At 36.2% G+C, this 20560-nt stretch carries 22 protein-coding genes; 14 read left to right on the top strand and 8 right to left on the bottom strand.

The genetic code is table 11. From position 1 onward, the window contains the following. Window positions 1-16: 16 nt before the first annotated feature. Window positions 17-1360 carry a fibronectin type III domain-containing protein gene (locus Q0992_RS05090; RefSeq protein WP_299521259.1) on the bottom strand — a complete coding sequence of 448 codons (1344 nt, stop codon included), beginning with the start codon at window positions 1358-1360 and terminating at the stop codon, window positions 17-19. A gap of 176 nt (window positions 1361-1536) precedes the next feature. Here Q0992_RS05090 and Q0992_RS05085 point away from each other — a divergent pair, with 176 nt between their 5' ends. From Q0992_RS05085 to Q0992_RS05075, 3 genes are all read left to right on the top strand, one after another. Beyond that, window positions 1537-1980: a hypothetical protein gene (locus tag Q0992_RS05085; RefSeq protein ID WP_299521258.1), complete on the top strand. Its 444-nt coding sequence runs from the start codon at window positions 1537-1539 to the stop codon at window positions 1978-1980. Continuing rightward, window positions 1980-2180: a helix-turn-helix transcriptional regulator gene (locus tag Q0992_RS05080; RefSeq protein ID WP_299521257.1), complete on the top strand. Its 201-nt coding sequence runs from the start codon at window positions 1980-1982 to the stop codon at window positions 2178-2180. Before Q0992_RS05085 ends, Q0992_RS05080 begins: the two co-directional genes overlap by 1 nt. Window positions 2181-2272: 92 nt before the next feature. Then, on the top strand, window positions 2273-2788 hold the full coding sequence (locus Q0992_RS05075; protein ID WP_299521256.1) for a hypothetical protein: 516 nt from the start codon (window positions 2273-2275) through the stop codon (window positions 2786-2788). A gap of 5 nt (window positions 2789-2793) precedes the next feature. Here the strand turns inward: Q0992_RS05075 and Q0992_RS05070 are convergent, their stop codons facing one another. After that, on the bottom strand, window positions 2794-3468 hold the full coding sequence (locus Q0992_RS05070) for a Sir2 family NAD-dependent protein deacetylase (RefSeq protein ID WP_299521255.1): 675 nt from the start codon (window positions 3466-3468) through the stop codon (window positions 2794-2796). Between the two features lie 136 nt (window positions 3469-3604). Between Q0992_RS05070 and Q0992_RS05065 the strand changes: the two genes are divergently transcribed. The 4 genes from Q0992_RS05065 to Q0992_RS05050 are packed head-to-tail and all read left to right on the top strand — an operon-like array spanning window position 3605 to window position 5679. Next, window positions 3605-4261: an RNA methyltransferase gene (locus Q0992_RS05065; protein ID WP_299521254.1), complete on the top strand. Its 657-nt coding sequence runs from the start codon at window positions 3605-3607 to the stop codon at window positions 4259-4261. 42 nt (window positions 4262-4303) lie between these two features. Further along, entirely contained in the window at window positions 4304-4834 is a 531-nt protein-coding gene (locus Q0992_RS05060) for an SRPBCC family protein (RefSeq protein WP_367277943.1), read from the top strand. Between the two features lie 39 nt (window positions 4835-4873). Next, entirely contained in the window at window positions 4874-5293 is a 420-nt protein-coding gene (locus Q0992_RS05055) for a VOC family protein (RefSeq protein WP_299521253.1), read from the top strand. 20 nt (window positions 5294-5313) lie between these two features. After that, window positions 5314-5679, top strand: coding sequence for a VOC family protein (locus Q0992_RS05050; protein WP_299521252.1), 366 nt, complete (start codon window positions 5314-5316; stop codon window positions 5677-5679). Between the two features lie 5 nt (window positions 5680-5684). Here the strand turns inward: Q0992_RS05050 and Q0992_RS05045 are convergent, their stop codons facing one another. The 3 genes from Q0992_RS05045 to Q0992_RS05035 form a co-directional block, all read right to left on the bottom strand. Then, window positions 5685-6488: a carboxypeptidase-like regulatory domain-containing protein gene (locus Q0992_RS05045; RefSeq protein WP_299521251.1), complete on the bottom strand. Its 804-nt coding sequence runs from the start codon at window positions 6486-6488 to the stop codon at window positions 5685-5687. A 137-nt stretch (window positions 6489-6625) separates the two neighbouring features. Next, window positions 6626-8392, bottom strand: coding sequence for a DEAD/DEAH box helicase (locus tag Q0992_RS05040; protein ID WP_299521250.1), 1767 nt, complete (start codon window positions 8390-8392; stop codon window positions 6626-6628). Window positions 8393-8782: 390 nt separating this feature from the next. Then, window positions 8783-9358 (bottom strand): non-canonical purine NTP diphosphatase, encoded by a 576-nt coding sequence (locus tag Q0992_RS05035; protein WP_299521249.1) that lies wholly within the window; start codon window positions 9356-9358, stop codon window positions 8783-8785. Window positions 9359-9439: 81 nt separating this feature from the next. On the opposite strand from Q0992_RS05035, the gene Q0992_RS05030 reads away from it, so the two are divergent. Continuing rightward, a complete protein-coding gene (locus Q0992_RS05030) occupies window positions 9440-11239 on the top strand; it encodes a glycoside hydrolase family 2 TIM barrel-domain containing protein (protein WP_299521248.1) in 1800 nt (599 codons plus the stop codon). Between the two features lie 183 nt (window positions 11240-11422). Further along, entirely contained in the window at window positions 11423-13117 is a 1695-nt protein-coding gene (locus Q0992_RS05025; RefSeq protein WP_299521247.1) for an alkaline phosphatase, read from the top strand. Between the two features lie 4 nt (window positions 13118-13121). Here Q0992_RS05025 and Q0992_RS05020 read toward each other — a convergent pair whose 3' ends face one another. Then, window positions 13122-13511, bottom strand: a complete 390-nt coding sequence (locus Q0992_RS05020; RefSeq protein ID WP_299521246.1) for a thiol-disulfide oxidoreductase DCC family protein — start codon at window positions 13509-13511, stop codon at window positions 13122-13124. Window positions 13512-13664: 153 nt separating this feature from the next. Between Q0992_RS05020 and Q0992_RS05015 the strand changes: the two genes are divergently transcribed. Beyond that, window positions 13665-13964: an HPF/RaiA family ribosome-associated protein gene (locus tag Q0992_RS05015; RefSeq protein WP_299521245.1), complete on the top strand. Its 300-nt coding sequence runs from the start codon at window positions 13665-13667 to the stop codon at window positions 13962-13964. A gap of 96 nt (window positions 13965-14060) precedes the next feature. Here Q0992_RS05015 and Q0992_RS05010 read toward each other — a convergent pair whose 3' ends face one another. Together Q0992_RS05010 and rlmH are read right to left on the bottom strand one after the other, a co-directional pair. After that, complete coding sequence (locus Q0992_RS05010; protein WP_299521244.1) at window positions 14061-15158, bottom strand: adenylate/guanylate cyclase domain-containing protein; 1098 nt, start codon at window positions 15156-15158, stop codon at window positions 14061-14063. A gap of 1 nt (window position 15159) precedes the next feature. Further along, window positions 15160-15633, bottom strand: coding sequence for a 23S rRNA (pseudouridine(1915)-N(3))-methyltransferase RlmH (gene rlmH / locus Q0992_RS05005; protein WP_299521243.1), 474 nt, complete (start codon window positions 15631-15633; stop codon window positions 15160-15162). A gap of 188 nt (window positions 15634-15821) precedes the next feature. Between rlmH and nadC the strand changes: the two genes are divergently transcribed. The 4 genes from nadC to priA form a co-directional block, all read left to right on the top strand. Beyond that, on the top strand, window positions 15822-16679 hold the full coding sequence (gene nadC / locus Q0992_RS05000) for a carboxylating nicotinate-nucleotide diphosphorylase (RefSeq protein ID WP_299521242.1): 858 nt from the start codon (window positions 15822-15824) through the stop codon (window positions 16677-16679). 2 nt (window positions 16680-16681) lie between these two features. Beyond that, entirely contained in the window at window positions 16682-17623 is a 942-nt protein-coding gene (locus Q0992_RS04995; RefSeq protein ID WP_299521241.1) for a YihY/virulence factor BrkB family protein, read from the top strand. Continuing rightward, on the top strand, window positions 17613-18035 hold the full coding sequence (locus Q0992_RS04990) for a DUF2147 domain-containing protein (protein WP_299521240.1): 423 nt from the start codon (window positions 17613-17615) through the stop codon (window positions 18033-18035). Before Q0992_RS04995 ends, Q0992_RS04990 begins: the two co-directional genes overlap by 11 nt. 163 nt (window positions 18036-18198) lie before the next feature. Further along, on the top strand, window positions 18199-20560 hold a 2362-nt coding region (priA, locus tag Q0992_RS04985), incomplete at its 3' end, for a primosomal protein N' (protein WP_299521270.1).

Genomic DNA, 20560 nt, shown 5'->3' with positions numbered 1-20560 from the left:
AAGTGTATCATCGAACTTATTTTCCAGTTTCCGATAGTTGTTTCTCCCCAGTACTGAAATTTTTCGTGATAACAACACGATCATATTCTTCACCTAAAGTCGTATACGCAACGTAGGTTAGTGTATCATTTTCAACAGTAATAACCTGAAAGAACTGCGTTTGTTCAGCAGCTTTATCCAATTGGTAGCCTTGTGCGGAATAGGCTTTCATTTGTTCCTCATCCAATTGGTACTGCTTTGGGCCACTTACTGAAGTTACATATATGGTCCCTAGATTGTCAGTATTGTCAGTGCCAGTCGTTCTAATTGGAACATGACCTCTTGCATATGTATGATCATGCCCATTAAGCACTAGATCCACATTATATTTATCAAGAAGCGGTTTCCAGTTTTCGCGAGCAAACTGAAAGTCCCTTCCCTTAGCAGGCGAGAATACGGAATGATGACAAGTAATGATTTTCCATTTGGCGGTACAATTCTTTAGTTGTTCCTCAATGTAATTCGTCTGTATTTCGAGTTCATCATTTGAGTTGAGGACGATAATTCGAATATCCTGATAATCTACGGTGTATACAGTTTCATGTAGTTTTGAATCCAAGCCCTTTTCAACTGGCAACGTAAATTGTGGTCTCCATTGGATGGAAAGCTCCCTTGGTTCCCCTTTCTTCAATGGCCTAAATTCATGATTACCCACGACAGGTATGGCTGTCCATTGACTATGTATAAAACCACCTGCTTTATACCATTCAGCCCATTCATGATCTGTGTGAGCATCATTAATCAAATCACCTGCATGAATTACAAATGATGCATCTGGTGCTGTTTGATAAGCCATACGAATCACTCGAGACCAATGATTTAAAACATCGTTCTGCGCATCACCAAAGTATACAAACTGTGTTGGTGCATACGTCGTCTTTGCAGTGCGAAACTGTATCCACTCAGACCAATATTCACCTCCGTCACCGACGCGATAGGCGTACAAAGTATTGGGTTTAAGCCCGTCAAATATAACACTATGGTAATTTACAAGAAGCGAGGCATTGACTTTGTATAAACCCAAATCAAACTGTTCCGTCGTTGCATCTTTGGTTATGGCATTATCCGCAAATCCCGAATTCTCTGTCGCTTCTGCAATTTGGGCAAAAGCTTTCGAAATTTTTGTATTAGTTCTCCATGTTATGGCTCTACTTGTTGCTGGATCACCATGAAAGGTTAATATTATTCTATCTGGATCTCTACTAGGAATCTCCCAGTGATGTAAGCCGATATGTTCATGTTGATGTTGAGCGTTAACAGGAAACACAAGGAAACCAATTAGAATTATGATATACGATGCTAAATGATTAAAAGAAGTCATTATTTAAATTTTTGTGACGTGGATAGCTGGTTAATAAAGTATGAAAATAAGAATTAGTCAGTTAGGTTTATCACAAAGGTCTTTATTTATTGGTTAAATATTTGTAAAATTCAAAAATGTAAAATATATTTGTCATATAGTAAAAATAATTTTACTTAATATAAAATATATTTGTCATGAATTTTAAAAAGATAAATGAATGCGAACGTAATAGGTTAGAGCGTTGGGCGCAATTTCAATTGCCACATAAATGGAAACTCGGTGGTATTATTATTTGTGTTATACTGATTTTAATGCTTTTGGGTTTAAAGCTTACAAGAACTGATAGTCTATGGTCTGATTTTGCGTTACAAAGAGCGCTTCTCATAAGCTTACTTATAGTATCACTGTCAAAAGACAAGATAGAGGACGAAATGATTGTTTCACTTAGAGCTAAGTCTTTTACTTTGGCTTTTATTCTGGCAGTGTTATATGCCTTAATACAGCCTGTTATTAATGCCTTCTTTTTTTATATTTTCAAGGGGTATGTCATCACAGATAACTTTAGCTATTTTCAAATATTATCATTTATGCTCTTGTTACAGATTTTGTTTTTTGAAGTTTTAAAGCGTTATAGGTAGTGGAAAATACGATTAAAGTTGAACGTGCAATTTTGAGCCTCACCCAAGATGATTTAGCTAAAAAAATAGGTGTCTCTCGCCAAACTATAAATTCTATCGAAGCCAATCGTTATGTGCCATCAACGGTTTTGGCCTTAAAATTATCTAAGGTGTTCAATAAACCTGTTAACGAGTTCTTTAAGCTGAGTAGTGATGATTAGCATTGTGATTATTTTTTTAGAATTTTAATTTTTTTGATGACATTTCTATAGAGCTCCGATATTATAGTGTATAATAAAAAATCTACACTATTATGAAAGTTAAAATTCAATCATTAATTATTTTAGTTCTATTCCTTGTATTAGCATCTTGTTCATCTGATGACGATGGCAACGTCACCCTGACTCCGGAAGGACAGTGGCTCGTAACGTCATTGTTAATAGAATCATCTTTTGATTTTGATGGCGATGGTAATGCATCTCGCGATATGTTTCAGGAAACGTCTTGTTACAATGGCAATAGTATTGAATTCTTTGAAAATGGGGAGGTTGAAATAGATGTTGATCTCGCTTATATCTTTATCGATGACGATAATGAGCATGATGTAGAATGTCAAAATGGTTTTGGTCTATCTTCAACATGGACTCAAAATGGCAATACCATAACAGTCGTTAATGATTTTAATGATGATGATTTGGTTGGAACAATTTCTGGGAATACCATAACGCTGACCATAGAGGATGGATTTGAAGTTGAGTTTTATGACGCGGTGAATGATGATGTAGTCATCATGGATGAAGATTTTACAATAATCTTCACAAAAATGTAAATTCCTTATAATAGATTGAGGATATCCCTCATGCCTGCTGTAGCTGTTTTTGCAATGACATTAATGTTTGCATTACGAACTACAGCAGGTTTAGGATCTACATAATAAATAAGAGTATCTGGTTGTACATAATTAATTAAGCTTGCTGCAGGGTATACTTGCATGCTAGTACCAATAATTAATAGGATATCAGCAGCGTAACAAATTTTTATAGCTATTTCTATCATTGGTACATCTTCACCAAACCAAACGATATGAGGACGCAATTGGTGACCTTTTTCACAAGTATCACCTAGATTTATATCTTCAGTCCAAGTTTTAATATCATTTGGATTGCCAGTACTACGTACTTTTTTTAGTTCTCCATGTAGGTGAACAACATCACTACTACCGGCACGCTCGTGTAAATCATCAACATTTTGGGTGACAATAGTCACTTTGTAATTTTCTTCTAAAGTGGCCAAATCCTTATGTGCTTGGTTAGGCTCAACCTCTTTAAGTTGTCTGCGTCTTTGATTGTAAAAATCTAGCACTAGCTCAGGGTTTTGCCGAAACCCTTCTGGTGATGCTACTTTCATCACATCATGGCCTTCCCACAAGCCATCATGATCCCTAAAGGTTTTTACGCCACTCTCGGCACTCATGCCTGCTCCTGTTAAAACGACAATATGTTTCTTCATAACTTAAAAATAATCAATTTTGTGTCATCGTGTGAAATGAAATACGAATCATATAACAATCTTTTAATATAAGTTTCAATTAGAAAGATTACGTCGTCACTTTGTTCCTCGTAATGACATTCCGTATTTTTGGTATATGCCAGATTTAAAATTACTTGAGTATTTAGAAACCTACCTTACCGAAAATCGCAGAGAACGTTTTAGGAAGGTATTGGCCCAACGCACCAAGCACTTTACTGTTGCAACTGAAGATGTGTACCAATTACATAACACCAGTGCTGTTATACGCTCTTGTGATATATTTGGTATTCAAGAAGTTAACATCGTTGAGGAAATTAATTCTAAGCGCATTGACAGGGAGATTGCCATGGGTGCCCAGAAGTGGGTAGATTTAAATCGTTACCACACAACAAAATCTTGTATAGCTAATCTAAAATCTAAAGGTTACCAAATTGTCGCGACAAGTCCACATATCGATGGGTATGATTTAGTCGATTTTGATATTTCGACCAAGTCTTGTTTTTTCTTTGGAAGAGAAACAGAAGGCTTATCGCAACAAGTTTTAGACGAGGCGGATAGTTTTATAAGGATTCCCATGTTTGGATTTACCGAAAGTCTCAATATATCGGTTTCAGCAGCCATTATTCTACAACACGTGACTTCAAAAATGCGCAAATCGAGCATTGATTGGCGATTGACCGAAGATGAACTCATTGAAAAGCAATTCGACTGGATAAAGAAAACCATAAAAAATTACGATGCCATCGTAGAACGTTATCAATCCCAACACTAATTTTTTGTACTTTTAAGTAATAACTAATTAAATCAAAAAATTATGATGATTGCACTTTATGTCGTCCTTGGTATTATTGCCATAATTGTATTTCTGGCATTAGTAGCACCAAAATCTTACAATGTAAGTAGAAGTATTACCATAGATAAACCAATTACTGAGGTTTTTAATTATTTAAAACATATTAAAAATCAAGACGAGTGGTCTCCTTGGAAAAAGAAAGATCCCAATATGAAACAAGAACATGTTGGTACTGATGGTGAAGTAGGTTTTATTGCCAAATGGGAAGGCAATAAAGAAGTTGGTACTGGTGAGCAGGAAATCGTTTCAATTACCGAAAATGAGTCCATAAATAGTCAGTTGCATTTTTATAAACCTTGGAAGTCCCAATCTGATGCGTATATAACTACTCGCGAAATTGATGCTAATTCTACTGAAGTGGTTTGGGGCTTTTCTGGGGTAAATAAACCACCTTCAAATATTTTCTTTTTGTTTTTTAACATGGATAAAACCGTTGGCAAAGATTTTGAAGAAGGCTTGCACGATTTGAAACAAATTTTAGAATCCCGATAAAGTGAATGACCTTGTCATTTTAACTAAATCAATAAAATTATGAAATGTGATGTTTACCTTTCGTTTGATGGCAATTGTGAAGAGGCTATAGCCTTTTACAAAGACATTTTTGATGGAGACTATATGATGATAATGCGCTATAAAGATGGTCCACCAGAATATAGTAAGCCAGAAATTGAAAATAAGATTATGCATGTCACCATGACCTTTGGTAATGGTTGCGAGTTGAAAGCATCTGACGATTACTTTATGCCGATAAATAAAGGCAATAACTATCATGTAAGTATTGCTGCTGACGATGAGGAGCAAGGCTATGATATTTTTTCTGGATTAATGGAAGGTGGTCAAGTAGCCATGCCTTTTGAGGACGTGTTTTGGGGAGGAAAATTTGGAAGTGGAACGGATAAGTTTGGAATTCAGTGGATGGTAAGTTCGCCAGATGAAAGTAAGGAAGTATAAAGCATAAAAATAGATAATTGATGACTGTAGGTTGGTTTGAAATTCCGGTTAATAGTATGACCCGAGCAAAAGCATTTTACGAAGCGGTGTTTAAGGTTGAAATTAAAGAGGTAGATTTTGGTGGATTGAAAATGGGATGGTTTCCCCATGAGGAGGGTGAGCAAGGTGCCACAGGAACGCTCATTAAGCAAGAATCTTATGTCCCTTGTCAAGATGGGACTTTAGTTTACTTTATGAGTGAGGATGTTCAAAATGAATTGGATAGAGTAGAGGCTGCAGGTGGAAAAATCTATCAAGGAAAAACCAAGATTTCAGACGATCATGGCTATATGGGAGTATTTATAGATACGGAAGGGAATCGGGTGGCGTTACACTCAAATTCTTAGTAAAACTAAGCTTTATCCTTTTTCTTTTTCCTGTCTTTACTACGCTGTATGACCTTATATTCTTCGTAGCATTCACTAATAGCATCCAGTATTTGAAGGTCGTTGGCTGTATTGATGAAATCTTTAGAGTAATTACATTGATTAACGATTTCATCCAAGTCGTATTTGGTGACCTGGAGTAAAACCATTAGCATTTCTCTATCAAAACGTTTGGCAAGCTGGTTTCTAATTTCATCATCCTCTTTAATCTTCTTGAGTTTTTTCATCTCGTTTGGCTTCTTGCCAAACATCTTGTACAAGAAGTCAGCCGGATTGAATATGGCTCCCAAAACTTTTGTGGCAACATTGGTTTTTCGGCCTTCGTAAGCCTTTCCATACAATCCAGAAATTCTATATTGGTTATTATTACGAATAGGGACTTGTTTCATATCCACTTCTAAATAGCCAGTAAGTTCGAGTGATCTAACTGTAACTTCCTCGAGAGCAAGTGCCAACTCGGTCATGACTATTTCGGTATTGCCATATTTCAACCAATCATTGGTAACCCTAACTTTAAGGGATTTATAGCCTAAATACGATAAGTGTAAAGTGTCATTGGCTTTAGCTTTAATTTCAAACGCACCATCGTCATCCGTTGCGGTACCAACAACCTGGTTGATATTCACGATATTTACTTCACTCAAAGGGCCTTGCGTTGTGGAACTTGTAATGGTTCCTTTTACGGTTTCAGGCATTTTGGTGGCAGTACTGTCTTGACTATAGCTATAAACTGTAGTAAAACATAAAAATATTGCTAATAGATATCGCATTAGTGTTAATTACATTGTAAAGGTAGTAAACAAAACGCATTTAGTGTCTGCAATTCATCGATTTGACTAAATATTAACAGCACTAGTTCAAATTCCAAGCCAAAATGAATTTATCTTTTCTCAAAACGACAAATGTCCTATTTTCTTCGAGAGCGTCGTGGTCTATCGGATACTGAATGTCTATTTTTCCTAGCATCGCCAGATCTTCTTTTACTTGACCCTTCACTTCTTCTTGAGCGTCTTTCGCTTCTTGGTTTGTCGTTTCTGCCTTTTTTACTGCGTTTTCTGTCGCGTCGACCACTACGGCCTTTGTTTTCAGTGACTTCAACATTTACAAAGCGTCCATTATACTTAAAGTCGGTAAAGAAGTTTAAGACTTTCTCTTGTAATTCTTTTTCTGTGTTAAAGAATGAAAAACTGTCTTTTACATCTACTTTAAAGACATCGTCCCGACCCAATTCTAAAACGGCTTTTAAGAAATCCTTTAGCGACATCCAATCGTAACCATCTTTACGACCAACATTGATAAAATAACGAACCTCATCGGCTGATTGCTCCCTAGTTTTGCTTTCACCTGAATCTGATACCGTTAAATCCTTAGAATCCTTATAATAATTGAAAAACCTGGTAAACTCTACAGAGAAGAACTTTTTAATCAACTCATTCTTGTCTGTATCTTCGAATAGTTCATTGATGCTATCGAGAAATGGATCAATCTCATGGTTGATTTCGGTATTGTGCACCTTATTGGCCAAACTCATCAGTTGCACTTCGCAGATTTCCATGCCAGATGGAATATCTTTCTTCTCAAATTGCTTTTTAATGATGCGTTCGATGCTCTTAATTTTTCGTACTTCACTTTTGGCAACTATCACCATAGATACACCTGTTTTTCCAGCACGACCAGTACGACCAGAACGATGCGTATAGGTTTCAATCTCATCTGGTAATTGGTAATTGATTACATGGGTAATATCATCAACATCAATACCACGGGCGGCAACATCTGTGGCCACTAGCATTTGGATTTGCTTATTTCTAAAGGATTTCATCACCAAATCACGCTGATTTTGGCTTAAATCACCATGCAGTGCTCCAGCATTGTAACCATCTTCAATCAATTTTTCAGCCACACGTTGGGTATCGCGCTTGGTACGACAGAATACTACTGAAAAAATATCTGGATTAGCATCTGCCAAGCGTTTTAAAGCCAAGTAACGATCGCGTCCATTGACCAGATAATATTCATGAGACACCTGATTGGTGCTTTCGTTTATATTACCAACCGTAATTTCAATAGGGTCGTACATGAATTTTTTAGCAATGGAAGCCACCTCTTTTGGCATGGTCGCCGAAAACAACCATGTACTTTTATCCATTGGTGTATGCGCTAAAATATCGGTGATATCCTCATAGAATCCCATGTTGAGCATCTCATCAGCTTCATCTAATACACTGTATTGAATCTTAGAAATATCGACGAGTTTACGACTGATCATATCCTTCATACGACCAGGAGTCGCCACAACGATTTGTGCTCCTTTTTTGATTTGTTTGGCCTGCTCAGTTACACTGGCTCCACCATAAATGGCGACGACATTTAAACCTTTGCAGTATTTGCCATAAAGTTTTAATTCGTTAGTGATTTGTAGGCACAACTCACGCGTGGGTGAGAGGATAAGGCCTTGTGTGGTTCTGCTATTGATATCAATTTTTTGAAGCATTGGGAAGCCAAAGGCTGCGGTTTTCCCTGTTCCTGTTTGCGCCAAAGCGACAAGGTCGCGTTCTTCTTCTAATAAAACGGGAATGGCTTTTTGTTGGACTTCACTAGGTGCTATAAACCCTAAATCGGTAATAGCATGGAGAAGGTCTTCATTAAGACCCAATTCTTGGAATGTACTCATTCTTGTTGGTGTTGTATGCGATAATGTTATGCAGTGTTACATAAGAAGCGTATCGACATACAATTAACCCAAACTTCTGGTAACACGTCCTCACCTTGAGGATTTATTCGCCATAGCAATGCGACGGCGAATTATTTTTCTACTTCGCCGTGGCTTTGTAGAACGGGTGCAAAGATAGTCTTTTAATTGGAATGGTGGATTTTAGTTGTACTTATCGTAAAGATAAGTTCAGTTTCAATACTTCGACTGCGCTCGGTACAGGTTGAATTTATCAAGCGATACTGAAACAACACTTCGACAAGCTCAGTGTGACAGTTCAGCACATGTAAACGAAGTTAGTTTTTTACAGGCTCAAAGTCAGTGCATTAGATAGTAAAAAGTGAGAAGTTTTTAACAGTTGTTCAGAAATTCTATAAGTAATTGCATAGCCTTACCACGATGCCCAATCTTATTTTTTTCGTCTAAAGAAATTTCAGCAAATGTCTGTTCATAACCTTCGGCTTTAAAAATAGGGTCGTAACCAAAACCATCATTACCCTGTTTTTTGGTAGTGATTTCCCCTTTACAGATGCCAGTAAATGTTTCAAGTTGTCCATTAAGATTTAAGGCAATCACGGTTTTGAACTGTGCTTTGCGTGAAGTGGTATCTTCTAATTCCGACAATAGTTTGTTCATATTGTCATTCGCATTCCTTTGTGGACCAGCATAATGGGCTGTGTCTACTCCTGGTTGACCATCTAAAGCGTCTACTTCCAAACCTGTGTCATCTGCAAAACAATCGTAACCATAATACTCTTTTATGTAGTCAGCCTTTTGTTGGGCATTACCTTCAATAGTACCTGTGGTTTCAGGAATCTCCTCAGTACAGTTAATATCTTTTAAGCTTAGCAGTTTAATGCGTTTTGGTACAAGCGATTGTACTTCTTTAAGTTTATTTTGGTTATTAGTGGCGAAGACCAGTTGCATGCATTGTGGATTTTTATCCAAAAATAACAATATATAGGTTGCTTTTAAAACCTTAACTTTGGGTTACCAATGTTTTAGACTATGAGAATATTTTTTGTTATCGTTTCCATATCCTTTTTTTCTTTTTCTCAAACTTCAGTTGAAAAAATAGATAATCAATGGGTGCTTAAAGTCGATGGAGCACCTTTCGATATTAAAGGAGCCACTTTTGGCTATGATAAGGATGTAGATAATTACGATACCTATTTTAAGGATTTACAATTTTTGGGAGTGAATGCTATTAGAACTTGGGCAACTGGCGAAAACACTCCGCAACTTTTGGATGCAGCAGAACGACACGGTATAAAGGTCATGGTTGGGATATGGATGCGCCACGGAAGACCGGGAATGGAAGACGATGACCATTTTGACTATTTAATCGATATCGAAGGCATGGAAGTCATGTATGACAATGCTATTGAAACGGTAGAAAAGTATAAGAACCATCCCGCGGTTTTAACTTGGGGCATTGGTAATGAGGTATACCTTAACATGGCAACCGATGAAGAGAAATTAGCCTACTCGAAATTGTTAGAACGTATTTGTAGTAAGATTAAGCAATTAGATCCTAATCATCCAATCACTTCAGTTGAAGCGTGGACATTTGGACTGGACTGGTGGGAAGACCATGTACCATCCATCGATATATATGGGCTTAATAGCTATGGACCAGGTGCAGGATTTCTTCAAGACGAATTGGATAAGCGAAACATTAACAAGCCATATATTATCACTGAGTTTGGAGTTACTGGCGAATGGGACGCGCAAGCGGATAAAAATGGTGTAAAAATAGAACCTTCCGATAACGAGAAATACAACGCTATTGTAAAAGGTTATAAGGAATGGATTGTGAATAAACCATCTTGTTTGGGTGTATATGTGTTTCATTATAACAGTTCAAACGACTTTATATCAACTTGGTTGTTTACCCATGTAACCAACCTGAAACGTCCTCAATATTGGGCCATAAGAGAGGCATTCACAGGCAAAAAACCAAATAATAAGGTTCCTGAAATTGAGACGTTTTCGTTACCAGATTCGCAATACAAAAGTGGTATCTGGATACCTGTAAATTTAAAGGTAAATGACCCTGAGAACGAACGTTTAAAAGTTAGCTTTCATTATAACCAACGTGAAGGTAGCAGAAAACGGAGAAATCAAATTAATCCATTAAATTTTAGAGGAAATCTTTCCGAAGGTTTTGAAATTGAATTGCCCAAAGAACATGGTGTCATAAAGGTGTATACCTATGTAGAAGATGGTGTTAAATCAAATCTAGGTATCGCTTCGACGTCAATAATGGTTGAAGATAAAGAGGCAAAGGCAGTAAAGTATAAGGTGCCCAAGGTGAGTTTACCATTTTATGTTTATAAGGACAATGAGGATTTGCCTTATTTTCCTTCTGGCTATATGGGTAATCACAAGGCTTTAAATGTTGATGTAGATGAGAAGAAGGAAGTGCATTCTGGTAAAACAGCCATAAAAATAACCTACTCTGAAGAAAGTGGTTGGTACGGTATTGCATTTGTTGACCCAGCCAATGATTGGGGTGATATTTTGGGAGGCTATGATATTTCTGGTGCTAAAACCTTTAGTTTTTGGGCAAAATCAAAATTTAGTGGTATTGTTGTAAAACTTGGCTTTGGCTTAATAGATGATGACAAACCTTTTCCCGATACAGCCAAAAAAACTGAAGAGATTACATTAACTTCTGAATGGAAAAGGTATACGATAAAGGTCAAAAAAGAAGATTTAAGCTGTATACGTTCGGGTTTGGTTCTGTTTGCCAATAGCTATGGCTATCCACAGACGATTTATATTGATGATGTGGTTTTTGAGTGATTTATAGATGCATATTTTAAACCCAATACACAGTTTTTAAATTGCGGTAACCTTTTCATAATATTTGAGCATAAATATGAATTTGTTGTTGCCATTATTGACTGCTTTGATAATAGAACTATAAAGTTTTTTTAACGACCATTTCGATTAATAGCAAGAACTTCGTAGCTAAAATTAGCTATTATGTCTACACCAAAAAACAGCAGGAGATCGTTTATTCAAAAAACTTTATTAGCCACAGGAGGTTTGGTTTTAGCCCCAAACTTTATAAGCTGTAACGACGATGATGATTTCACATCACCAAATATTGATACATCAGGATTTACGATTATAAATTTTAATGAAGGCGTAGCCAGTTTCGATCCTACAGATTCTAAAGTTATCATATGGACAAGATACGATTTGCCCAATAAAGCTATTGTGTGGCAGATTTCTACCGATAGTGATTTTACTGATATATTGCGTAATGGTACAATCACCACCAATCCAAATAGGGATAACACTATAGCTGTAGAGCTTACGGAATTAGATTCGAATTTAAAATTGTATTATCGTTTTATCAATGAAGAAGATGAAGCTGTTTCTGTCGTTGGTGAAACCATTACATTACCACAAAACGCAAGCGCTTTAAAACTTGCAGTATGTTCCTGTTCTAATTATCAGGCAGGTTTGTTTACGGTATACGATGCCATGGCTAATTCTGAAGCTGATATCATTGTTCACTTAGGAGACTATTTTTATGAATATGGTGCAGGTGGTTATGGTGCTACAGCCGAAAATGCGTTCTTAAATAGACTACATGTGCCCTCTGGTGAGATTTTATCTCTAGATGATTACAGAACAAGATATAGACAATACCGTCAGGATAGTTCCTTACAATTAGCACATCAAAAGAAGCCGTTTATATGTGTCTGGGATGATCATGAAGTGGCCAATGACGCATATATAGATGGTGCGGAAAATCATGACGAAGCCACCGAAGGTAGTTTTGAAGTAAGAAAACAAAACGCATTACAGGCATACAGCGAATTTTTACCTTTTACCAGACAAGACGAATCCAATAATAGTCTTATCTACAGATCTTTTAACATTGGAAATCTGATCAATTTATACATGTTAGATACTAGAATTATAGGTAGGGATAAACAGCTCGATATTAATTCTTATTTCACAGCGTCTGGTTTTGACATTACATCTTTCCAAACGGATTTAGGTAATCCTAATAGAACTTTGTTAGGTACGACACAAAGAGATTGGTTGATTAGTCAAATTGCAGGTAGTAATTCCCAATGGAATGTTTTAGGTCAACAAGTGTTGATGGGACAGATGTTTATTCCAATTGAAGTGCTAACGAGTTTTGGAACACCAGATTTTAATCAAATACTCACAGAATTAGTAGAGATTAAACTTAGGGTAATCAATAATGACCCGACTCTAACACCAGAAGAAATAGCTAGAGTAACTACAGTGATTCCCTACAACTTAGATGCTTGGGATGGTTATCCTGTAGAAAGAGAAACCATTTACAGCGCTTTAAACGGAAAAAAGATTGTAACCCTTGCTGGTGATACGCATAATGCTTGGAGCAATACCTTACGAAGTCAGGATAGTACAGAGGTAGGTATTGAACTCGCTACGGCTGGAGTAAGTTCGCCCGGTTTTGAAGCCTTTATTGGTACAGATCCCACCGCAATAGCTGGTTTTGAACAGGCATTAGTGATTTTAATTGATGGACTGTCTTACTTTGATGCCTCTCGTAGAGGCTTTTTAATGACAACATTTACAAGTTCCGAAGTTACATCAGAATGGATGTTTGTAAGCACAATTTTATCTAACAATTACTCGCTTGAGTTGGGTAATACAAGTGTTTACTCTTAAGAATTTATTTACTAAAATCAATGGTGCAACTACTGGATTGCCCAAACCACTTAACGCGATTTTTTGATGCGGTTTTATAGATAAAATCCCTAATCATTCGAGGGATAAATGCCAATAAGGCGGCAACACGTTTCCACTTTGGGATTTTAGCGATGATTTTGAGAAAACCATCAGAATGTGTCTTAACCCCATGTTCGTCTATAAGAATAACGGTATCGAGTTGTTCTGTGGGAAAACCATGTTGTTTTAATAACTCTTGACCATAACTCGATTGAAAGGCCACAAATTGAAACAGATCTTCTGGCGCAAATTTTAGTAGCCATCCTACAACACCATTGCATAGGTTGCATTCTCCGTCAAAAATTATGATATCCTTAGTTATTTGATTTTCCATGATTAGATGTTTAATGATTATGTAGACGTAATGTATTGGGAATACTTTCAGACCGTAAGAATTTTAGTGATTATTTATGATAATTATCAGCTTCAAACGTCCACAAAAATCGTATATTCGATATAGGAATTATTAATTAAAACAAGTACGATTATGACGGTAAATTTTCAATACGTAAACACACATGTAAGCGAAACATTATCAGCTTTTGCAACAGAGAAATTAGAAAAATTAGCTAATAAATTTGAGTTTTTGATTTCTGCTCAGGTTTACATCAAGCATGATGATAACGACTACGATGCAGGCAAAATTTGTAATATAGAATTGAGTTTACCTGGACCGCGTATTTATGCCACATCCAATGAGGCAACTTACGAAATGGCAGTTAATGAAACCATTAATGATTTAACGCGCCAATTAAAGAAAAGAAAAGAGGTTTTTAAAACATATTAATTTTTCCATAACGCTAAGGCGTTTATTATACAGAGGGTTTGCTATTTATCTATGATGATAGGGTTCATTTCTCAAAATAGTGAACCCTTTGTTATTCTATTGGCTTTGTCGAAGATCGTAGAGTTCTACTTTTACTTGTTTGCCTTTAAGGGGTAATTCGCCAAGATAATTGAGTTGTAAGTAAGGACTTAGTGTTAATGCCTCTTTTAAAGCTTTAGAAACAATACATTCTGAATTATAAATATTACACTTAGATTGTATTCTTGCCGCTGTATTAAGCACATCTCCACTATAAATAATATCCTTTTTAAGTACACCAATTTCTCCAGTAGTAACAGAACCCATATGTATTCCAGCTTTAAATTCTGGGAAAACACCAAAAGTTTGAAGATAAAAGTCTTTTCGTTTAAGTATGGCAGCTTTAATTCTAAAAAAGCATTCAATACAATTATTGTTTTTAATCCCTTTGTCTGCTTTCCAAGAGATTACGATTTCATCTCCAACATACTGATAGATTTCGCCATAGCTTTCAATAATAGCATTGGTCATATCAGAATAATAAGCACTAATAAGTTTAAAATAGTTTTGATGTCCTATTTTTTCGGCAATTGAGGTCGAGGATTTCATATCTAAAAACATGAAGATTCTTGTTTCTTCTATGGGTTTGTGATATTTACCGAACAAAAAATTATAAAATACTCCGCTTCCTAAATAATCAATAATCTCAGCGAATAATAAAGCAAAAAATACACCAAGACCTGTATAATAAACGATACTCCAAAACGCAAAAACACTAAAAAAGTTCCAAAATTCATTAATAACATGGTCGCCAAATGGTCCTTCCTTAAAGCTGTCCATACTATTAAGTACAGTAAGCACAATAAGAAAGACTATAATGATGAGGATATAGATAATGGTTTTTGTGATGATTTTTAGCCATAAGGCAGAGTTTTGAAATCTTTTTTTGAGCCATACCATTTCTAAGTAACCTTGTAATAATCCCATAGAAAAAGTTGCGGGAAAAACATAAGTCAGATTACCGATAAAGCTATATTGGTTTCCTGTAGAGGGATAGGTCGGGTAGTTTCCTAAAATACCATACTCAACTAAAGTGTAGGTTACGCCAAATAAACACCAAATCACTACAAAAGGAATGTATCTACTAAGGCTTCTAATAAATTTGGCTGAAAACATGCTATCGATGATGATATGGTTCGTTCCTTAAGATAGTAAACCCTCTATAGAGTTGTTCTATAAAAAACAAGCGTACCATTTGGTGCGAAAAGGTCATTTTAGAAAGCCCTAGCTTTCCGTTAGACCTTCTATATAACCCTTCCGAAAATCCATACGGGCCGCCAATTACAAAAATCAAAGTTTTAATCCCAGAATTCATATGTTTCTGTAAATAGCCAGAAAAGGAAACGGAATCCATTTGTTTACCATTTTCGTCGAGCAAAATAAGAACATCGGATGTTTGCGTTTTCGACAAGATAAGTTCTCCTTCTTTTTCCTTTTGCTGTGCTTCAGAAAGGTGTTTTACATTTTTGATATGCGGAATAATTTCAAACTCAAAACGAATGTAATGGCTTAAACGCTTCTGATAGTCTTCAATAAGTGATTGAAGCTGCGTATTATCGGTTTTTCCTATGGCAATGAGTTTGATTTGCATACGTTTTGTCACTTCGAGAGTTTTCGTACCGAAAGCTATCGGTATAGGAATTGTATCGAGAAGTCTCGTTTTTAGTTGTTCTCGAAACAAATTTATTCGTTTTACGCATAAATTCACTCGAACTCACGCAGTATTTATTTAAATTTTAATCTCTCAATTCCTATTTTTACAGCAAATTAGACTCCCACATGATTTCAAAAGAACAATTCGATAAGGAAATAGAATTAATCATAGCTAATGCCATACGTGAGGATGTTGGTGATGGCGATCATAGCTCGTTAGCTTGTATCCCAGCTACAGCGATGGGTAAGGCGAAGCTTTTGGTAAAGGATGAAGGTATTATTGCAGGTGTTGAATTTGCTAAACTAGTATTCAATTATGTAGATACCAATATGAAGGTTGAAGTCTTAATAGAAGATGGAAGTACTGTTAAATATGGTGATATTGCCTTTTATGTGGAAGGCGCTTCACAATCCATATTAAAAGCCGAACGTTTGGTGTTGAATGCCATGCAACGTATGAGTGCAATTGCAACTAAAACTAAAACATTTGTGGATTTGTTAGAAGGTACAGGAACCAAGATTTTAGACACACGTAAAACCACACCAGGTATTAGGGCATTGGAAAAATGGGCCGTAAAAATTGGAGGTGGTGAAAATCATAGATTTGCATTGTACGATATGATTATGTTAAAAGACAATCATATTGATTTTGCAGGTGGAGTAGCGAAAGCAATTGATATGACCCAACAGTATTTGAAGGATACCAACAGAGACCTTAAAATTATTGTTGAAGCCAGAAATCTCAATGAAATCAGAGAAATTTTAGATACAGGTGGTGTGTATCGTATTCTAATCGATAACTTTAATTATGAAGACACGCGTAAAGCTGTGGAATTAATTGGCGATCAATGTTTAACGGAATCTTCTGGTGGTATCAATGAAAATACGGTGAGAGGTTATGCTGAGTGTGGTGTGGATTATATTTCCTCTGGAGCCTTAACACATTCGGTATATAATATGGATTTGAGCTTAAAAGCCGTATAATTATGAGTAAGCCGATTGAAGATAAACTGGACGAAATTCCTGTTATTAATCTCATCGTTCGCTTTTTTAAGCAGATACGTTTACCGGGTTTTGAAGGCTTATCAATTTACGATTTATTAGAATTGTATGTGCTGGGCATAGTCAAAGGCGCTTTGACGACTAGAGCTAGCGCCATAGCTTTTAGTTTTTTTACTGCTATTTTTCCTTTTTTGTTATTTGTTATCATTTTAATTCCGTACATCCCTATAGAAAATTTTCAAACTGAATTTTTAGAGTTTCTAGATTCATTTCTCCCACCCCAAACTTCTGAATTTTTTATATCCAATATCTATGATAATATCAGTGGTGGAAGAGGGGCGGGTCTATTATCCTCTGTATTTTTGTTATCCATGCTATTAATGGCCAATGGTGTAAACGCTGTATTTTCTGGTTTTGAAAACTCCTACCACGAGCAGTTAACTCGAAACGTTTTTCAGCAATATATGTATGCACTTGGTATTGCCCTTATACTGGCTGTACTGGTCTTATTAACAGTTGCTTTTTTTGGTTATACTCAAATCTACATTATTACACCTTTGAATGATGCTTTACACGCTGAAAAAGCTACAGGAGAACTCTGGATTTCTGTAATTAAATATTTATTCTTCGTCGTTATGGTGTACTTGGCTACAGCAACCTTGTACTATTTCGGTACTAAAGAAGGACGACACACCCGTTTTTTCTCCGTAGGAGCTTTATTAACCACCTTGCTTATTATCCTAACATCGTATGTATTCGGCATTTATATCGATAACTTTTCGCAGTATAATAAGTTATATGGCTCTATCGGTGCACTTTTGATATTATTGCTGTATTTGTGGTTAAATTCTAATATTTTGCTTTTAGGATATGAGTTAAATGCATCCTTAAGGAGACTAAAAAAAATTAATAGGAATGAAGAATAAATTTATAATAGTGCTTGCTTTTATTTTTACTTTCAATGTTGCATCATCCCAGAGTATTTTAGGCAAATGGAAAACCATTGATGACGAAACCGGAAACGAAAAGTCTATTGTTGAAATCTATGAGGATGACGGTAAGGTTTACGGTAAAATCGTCGAGATATTAACGGAAAATAAAAAAGCGGTGTGTAGCAAATGTGATGGCGATAAAAAGAATCAACCGATTTTAAATATGGTTATTATTGAAGGATTAGAAAAAGATGATGATGTTTATGAAGGCGGTACTATTTTAAATCCAGAAAATGGTAAAGAATACAAATGTAGATTGAAAATAGGAGAGGACCAAGATACCTTACAAGTAAGAGGTTATGTGGCGTTCTTTTATAAAACCCAGTACTGGAAACGTGTTAATTAGTATACGGTAATTAGTAACAAGTAAACAGTAAGAAGTAAGAGCATGCCCTTTGTTGTAAAGAATCAGTTGTATTTTTGCTAATCACTAATCACTAATCACTAATCACTAATCACTAATCACTAATCACTAATCACTAATCACTAACTACTAATCACTAACTACTATTTATTTCATAGACGTTATACTACCCATTCCGCTTCAGAAGGCTTTTACCTATCATATCACTGAAGCTGAAGCCGAGTTCCTTAAAAAAGGGATGCGTGTTGCTGTACCTTTTGGGAAAAGTAAAATCTATACCGCTTTAGTATATAGTATACATAATCATCCACCAACAGCTTACGAGCCCAAGACCATTCATCAGATTTTAGATAAAGCACCTGTAGTAACTGATGTGCAATTAAAGCATTGGGAATGGATAGCTGGTTATTATATGTGTAGTTTAGGTGAAGTGATGCGTGCGGCCATGCCAAATGCCTTTATTTTAGAAAGTGAAACCATAATTTCAAGAAATGAAGCTGTGGACGTCAAGGATTCCGAATTAAAAGATGATGAATTTTTAATTTATGAAGCATTGCAATACCAAGCATCTTTAAAGATTCAAGATGTGGTCTCAATTTTGGATAAGAAACGTATTTTACCTGTAGTTAAGGGTTTGGTAGAAAAAGGCGTACTGCAGTTACAAGAAGAACTTTATGAGAAGTACAAGCCTAAACTGGTACGTTATGTGAAGCTTCATGACCAGTATAAATCCGAAGACAAACTTCAAGAATTATTGGAAATTCTAAGTCGTGCACCAAAACAACGCAAAGTCGTTTTAACCTTATTCACTTTTGAAGCTTCAGGGCGAAAACCTATCAAAGTATCAGAATTGGTAAAGCACAGTGGCACTTCGTCAGCAATTATAAAAGCCTTAATAGATAAAGACATTTTAGAAGAGCATTATATTCAAACGGATCGTGTTGTGTTTGAGGGTGAAAGTTCTAAAGTCTCAAAAACTTTGACTAAAACCCAAGAAAGTGTATTTCAAACTATAAAATCGAAATTTCAAGAGACATCCGTAGTGTTGTTGCATGGCGTTACATCATCTGGGAAAACCGAGATTTATGTCAAACTTATAGACGAACAACTTCAGATAGGGAAACAAGTCCTTTATTTATTGCCAGAAATTGCTTTGACGACGCAATTGGTACAACGTATGCAAGGCTATTTTGGGGAAAAAGTGGCGGTTTATCATAGTCGATATTCGAGTAACGAACGGGTTGAGGTTTGGAATAATATACTTTCAATTTCTGAAAAATCACAACTGATTATTGGTGCTAGATCAGCATTGTTATTGCCATTTTCTAATCTAGGGCTAATTATTGTTGATGAAGAGCACGAACAATCCTTCAAACAATTCGACCCAGCACCAAGATACCATGCTAGAGACGCCGCCATAGTATTGGCCAATATGCATCAAGCCAAAACGCTTCTGGGTTCTGCCACACCAAGCCTAGAGAGCTATTTTAATGCCAATGAAGGCAAATATGGATTGGCGGAATTAACCAAACGTTACAATAATGTACTCATGCCAGACATAGAGTTGGTGGATTTAGCAGACAAGTACAGGCGAAAACGTATGAAGGGTCATTTTTCTGATCGGCTAATCGAAGAAATGACCGAAGCTATTGATCAAGGCTTTCAGATTATTCTGTTTCAGAATCGAAGAGGTTTTTCACCTATAGTTGAATGCACCACCTGTGGTCATTCTCCACAATGTCCTAATTGCGATGTAAGCTTAACCTACCATCAGTATAGAGATCAATTGCGATGCCATTATTGTGGCTACAATACAGTAATGCCAAAGCGTTGTGAAGCTTGCGGCAATGCCACCTTAGATACCAAAGGCTTTGGCACCGAACAGATAGAGGAGGAGGTGAAGGTATTGTTTCCAGACCAAAAGGTAGCGCGTATGGATTTGGATACGACAAGAGGTAAGCATGCCTTTGAGAAAATCATTCATAGTTTTGAACAGCAAGAGATAGATATTTTAGTTGGTACCCAAATGCTCACCAAAGGTCTCGATTTTCGACATGTGAAACTCGTAGGTATCATGAATGCTGATAATTTGTTGAATTTCCCTGATTTTAGGGCCCATGAGCGCAGTTACCAATTGATGACACAGGTGTCTGGAAGGGCAGGGCGAACAGATGTTAGAGGTAAAGTATTGATTCAAACTTATAATCCGCATCACAATATCTTACAACAGGTTTCTACCAATGCCTATAAAGAGATGTATGCCGAACAAATGAATGATCGCTATAATTATAAGTATCCGCCCATTTACAGGTTGATTAAAATTACGTTGAAGCACAAAGACTATAATCGCGTGAATTTAGCAGCCGATTGGTACGCAAAATCCTTGCGTCAGGTGTTTAAATCCAATGTTCTTGGACCGGAATTTCCACCAATCGCTCGGATACGTAATTTATACAACAAGAATATTTTGGTTAAGATTCCACAGCAGCAATCTTTAATAAAGACGA

The sequence above is a fragment of the Winogradskyella sp. genome, assembly GCF_028289625.1.
Lineage (GTDB): Bacteria > Bacteroidota > Bacteroidia > Flavobacteriales > Flavobacteriaceae > Winogradskyella.
The sequence above is the reverse complement of the archived record's forward strand: the minus strand, read 5'-3'. Positions and strand labels throughout refer to the sequence as shown.